3 protein-coding genes are annotated in these 4,286 nt (G+C 48.3%); 1 reads left to right on the top strand and 2 read right to left on the bottom strand.

From position 1 onward, the window contains the following. Together JGK07_RS00085 and JGK07_RS00090 are read right to left on the bottom strand one after the other, a co-directional pair. Positions 1-573 (bottom strand): Uma2 family endonuclease (locus JGK07_RS00085; protein ID WP_293187115.1); only part of this gene is annotated, 573 nt, incomplete at its 3' end. A gap of 195 nt (positions 574-768) precedes the next feature. After that, positions 769-1,200 carry a hypothetical protein gene (locus JGK07_RS00090; protein WP_293187116.1) on the bottom strand — a complete coding sequence of 144 codons (432 nt, stop codon included), beginning with the start codon at positions 1,198-1,200 and terminating at the stop codon, positions 769-771. Between the two features lie 439 nt (positions 1,201-1,639). Between JGK07_RS00090 and JGK07_RS00095 the strand changes: the two genes are divergently transcribed. Then, entirely contained in the window at positions 1,640-4,042 is a 2,403-nt protein-coding gene (locus JGK07_RS00095; protein ID WP_293226784.1) for a DUF1254 domain-containing protein, read from the top strand. Positions 4,043-4,286: the final 244 nt, after the last annotated feature.

A 4,286-nucleotide genomic window follows, 5' to 3' on the forward strand; every position in this document is an offset into this window, starting at 1 on the left:
CTGTCGATCGAAAATAATTTCCTCATATAATTGCTCGATCGGCAAACTTAGATTGATACTTTGAAACTCAACCCGTTCGCCCTCCCGATAGCTCAAAATCACCCAATCCCCCGCCTCATTTTTATGATAAATATCGATCGCCATTTCATCCGAACTGACTAACACATAATCAACCAGATTCGGGTTGCGGCGATACTTTTCAAACTTCTTCCCTCGATCGTAAGCTTCGGTGCTATCCGATAAAACCTCCACAATTAAGCAGGGATAGGTAATATAGAGAGGATGCTCCCTATCTCGATCGTCACAAGTCACGCTTAGATCGGGATACGTATAGTTGGGCGTATTGAGAATATTAACCTTTAAATCTGAATTAAAAACACGACAAGGATTTCCCCGCAAGTGCGATCTGATTAAACTAGCAACATTTAATTTAATCGCACTATGATTTTGAGTGCCACCACTCATCGCATAAACCCGACCATCGATCAGTTCGTGTCTTTCTAGCTGCTTTTCTTCCCAAGAAAAATACTCTTCCGGTGTAAAGTACCGATCGTTATCTCGTGCTGCTATCATCACAATACTCCATGAATCAAAAGTTAATAATACGAATATTCTGCGAGTCCTCCAACTTCTTCATGGCTTCAAAGAATAGTTTGCATACACTACCTCCCGATAGCTGCTTTGCAATTTAATCACCATACTATTATATCTCAAATGAACTTTTTCAATACAGTAACGGTGGAAAAAAGCGTATTGAACCACGATGAGTCACCCTAGCTCTCTCTGTTTGCGATTGACCAGTGCAATAACAATATATATCACCGAAGTAATAGTACACAGGGGAAACAGAATAATCAGCAGCCAGGGTAATGTTGCAGCAGTGTGAAAAGTGGAACCCATATCTAGCCCAAACAAGTAACAAGTGCCAACCCCCCCTTCGTTTAAAGAACATTGAGCTTGCCGGGATAAATACGCCACAAAAACAATTCCGGCAATCAGAGGAGCAAAGCAGATGTACCAAATGCTGAAAAACCCAATTAAGGTACGAAACCAACCTCGAAAGCTTTTGTAGATCGACACTAGCAATCCAACAAACAGTCCAACGATCAAAATCGGGACTTGGAACATACTCAGCACGGGGAAATACCACGTCCAATCCACCAGATTTTTGATAGTTTGACCAATATTGATACCATTCACAAGGCATATTTGTGCTGTTTTACCTATCATTTGGCAGCCTGAAACGTTGCCAATTCCAACTAATAAGGTTGCAAATATAATAGGTAGTAGCAGGCTAATTAACAGGAATGCAATTAGCCATTGTCGTTGAGATCTGCCAAGAGAGAAACCCATAGAGTCATAATTATCGCAGATATTACATCAATATGATAACAGGCTTCGGTTTCGTGCCAGAAGTCTCAATTCAGTTTGGACGACTCTGCGTTATTTTAGTTTTCTATCCCAATCGTTCAATGGGATTAAGTTCGGGGCTATGGGCTGGTTGACAAATTCGTATTACACCTTAGAATATTAACTATAGGATGAAGCAAAATTGGATACTTTATCGCAAACATCCAACATACAGCCAGCTCGATCTCTTTTTTTGCCATTTTCCCTGTTGTCTGACATCAATTTTACTATGGTAGATTTCTTAAACTTAACTCCGGAACCCGATACCTTTCAAATTCCTGCGATCGGACTTCCCAACGGCTTATTAGGCGTTAATGGTTTGGGGGGAAATGATACGATTCAAGGTTCGCCAATGGCCGATCGCATTTTTGGCAATCGCGGCGCCGATCGACTTTTCGGACAAGACGGCGCGGATACAATTCGCGGGGGCGCCGGTAGCGACGAACTTGCAGGCGGGCCCGGAAATGACTTGCTAATCGGCGATCGCGGTAATGATTGGCTGCGCGGTGGTTTGGGCGATGATGAATTGCAAGGCGGATTGGGCGCTGATGTCCTCATTGGCGGTTCGGGGCGCGATCGCTTGTTGGGCGGGCCAGGGGCTGACGTATTTGCGATCGCACCGGATGCAACAGTCCTCACAGTCGATCGCGCCGATCGCATAGTCGATTTTAATTCCCTAGCAGGAGATGCGATCGCACTCACCGATGGCTTGACCGGCGATCGACTGCTTGTAGAAGCCAGCGGCAACGACACACTGCTGCGGTTGCGCGATAACAACAGTATTTTGGCTGTATTAGAGGGAGTGAAACCTGCCGAAGTGGGCGATCGTATCGTACCCCTTGCCGCCGCTCTCAATAACACGGAGGCGGGCGCGCGCAATTTAACCGGGGAAATTGGTGAAACTCAGGTTACAGGTAGTTTGGGCAGTGCCAACCGCCAGGATATTTATCGCCTCGAACTCGATCGACCCACTACTGTAGATTTGAGCTTAAACGGTTGGCAAAACGCCGCCGATGTAGACTTAGCCCTATTGCAAGATTTGAATCGAGATGGCGATTTAGGAGAAGATGAAGCGATCGCATCCTCCGAACAAACTAACAGCAATTCCGAGGCAATCCGATCCCTGACACTAACTCCCGGCCAGTATTTCGTGCGAGTCAAGCAACAGCCCGCCACTCAAATTACCAGCAACTCAATTTTGCAACAGGGCGATCAACCTTCAGCAACTTTTCCTGCCGCTACCTACCAATTGACACTCAACCGCCGATCGGCCTCGGAAGCTGATGCCACTGCCGCCAAAACCCAGCGCGACAGCGAAATGCAGGCTTTTGCCACAGGCATCAAAGCCTATGTCTACGGTTATCCCCTCGTACTGATGGCAACCACCCAAGAAGTCTCCACCGCCGTCCCAGCACCGGATGGGGCCGGCCGCGCCCCCATAAACGAGTTCGCCCATGTGCGACAGTTTCCCAATCCATCATTCAAAGATGTTGTCGCGCCGAATGTTGATACTCTCTATTCAACGGCTTGGTTGGATTTAACCAAAGAGCCGATCGTCTTGCAGAGGCCCGATATGACGGGACGCTATTATCTGATGCCCACTCTGGATGGTTGGACGAACGTGTTTGATTCTCCGGGAAATCGGACTACCGGGACTGGGGCAGGGGCCGCCGCCATCGTCGGGCCCAACTGGCAGGGAACTTTACCCTCCGATTTGGGTGAAGTGCGATCGCCCACCAATCTAGCTTGGATCGTCGGGCGCACCCGCGTCGATGGCGTCGCCGACATCCCAAATGCAACAGCAATTCAGGACAAATACCGCTTGATTCCCTTAAGCAATTGGCTGAGCGGCAATATACCGCCAGCACCTGCAACTGTTCCAGCTCCTCCGGGAACAACTCCGCCGCCCCCGGTTCAAGTTGCCGACTTGTCAGCAGATAGCTTCTATACCAAGTTAAACCAACTAATGAAGAGCAATCCGCCAACAGCAGCCGATGCGCCCCTGGTAGCCAGCCTTGAGCCTTTCGGTTTAGCACCAACCCAAACATTTGATTTTGATGCCCTATCTTTCGCAGCAACGCGAGGTTTAGAAAGGGCAGTACCCGCAGCACAAAAAATTATTTCGACAGCGGCTAGCGGTGAAAGCGATGCTGTTGAAGGTTGGACGATTTCTCGCGGCTTGGGCGACTACGGCACGGAATACTTGAAGCGGGCCGTCGTTAGCTTGGTAGGTTTGGGTGCGAATCTCGATGCTGATGCGCTATACCCCACAGCTTACAGCGATCGCGACAGTCAACCACTCAATGGTACTAACAAATATGTACTGAGGTTTGGGCCCGGAGAATTTCCACCGAGTCAAGCTTTTTGGTCAGTGACTATGTACGATGGCGATCGCTTGTTAGTGGAAAATTCTTTGAATCGATATGCTTTGGGCGATCGAGATCCGTTGAAGTACAATGCTGACGGTTCCCTGGATATTTACATCCAAAATGCACCGACAGATGCCGCATTGCAGTCGAATTGGTTGCCTGCCCCCGCCGGAGACTTTAACTTGACAATGCGTATTTACTGGCCGGAAGAAGCAGCCCTCAACGGTACTTGGACGCCGCCGGGAATTGAGCGCACGACTTAGCAACCGCCACATCGGTTAGCACACAAGGCGGAAGATATCTAATATCAAATCCATTAGCATCGGACGTTGCTGTTCCGCCGCTGCCAATAACCTTTCGTTCCTAACCCAATGACGTTGATTCGATCGGGTGCAAGCGAGTTGTTATATCGGCGTTGCTGAACTAGGGTATGATGAAATGGTCGTCGGAGCGTCACAAATCACACACATTTAAAAGGAATATTATGCAATGCCCGGAATGTCAGTC

Origin of the sequence: Microcoleus sp. PH2017_24_DOB_U_A (assembly GCF_020738205.1) — a bacterium.
GTDB lineage: Bacteria > Cyanobacteriota > Cyanobacteriia > Cyanobacteriales > Microcoleaceae > Microcoleus.

What these genes read in the sequence shown, in the direction of transcription:
- JGK07_RS00095 (WP_293226784.1), top strand. Translation starts at nt 1,640, where the DNA reads ATGGTAGATTTCTTAAACTTAACTCCGGAACCCGATACCTTTCAAATT.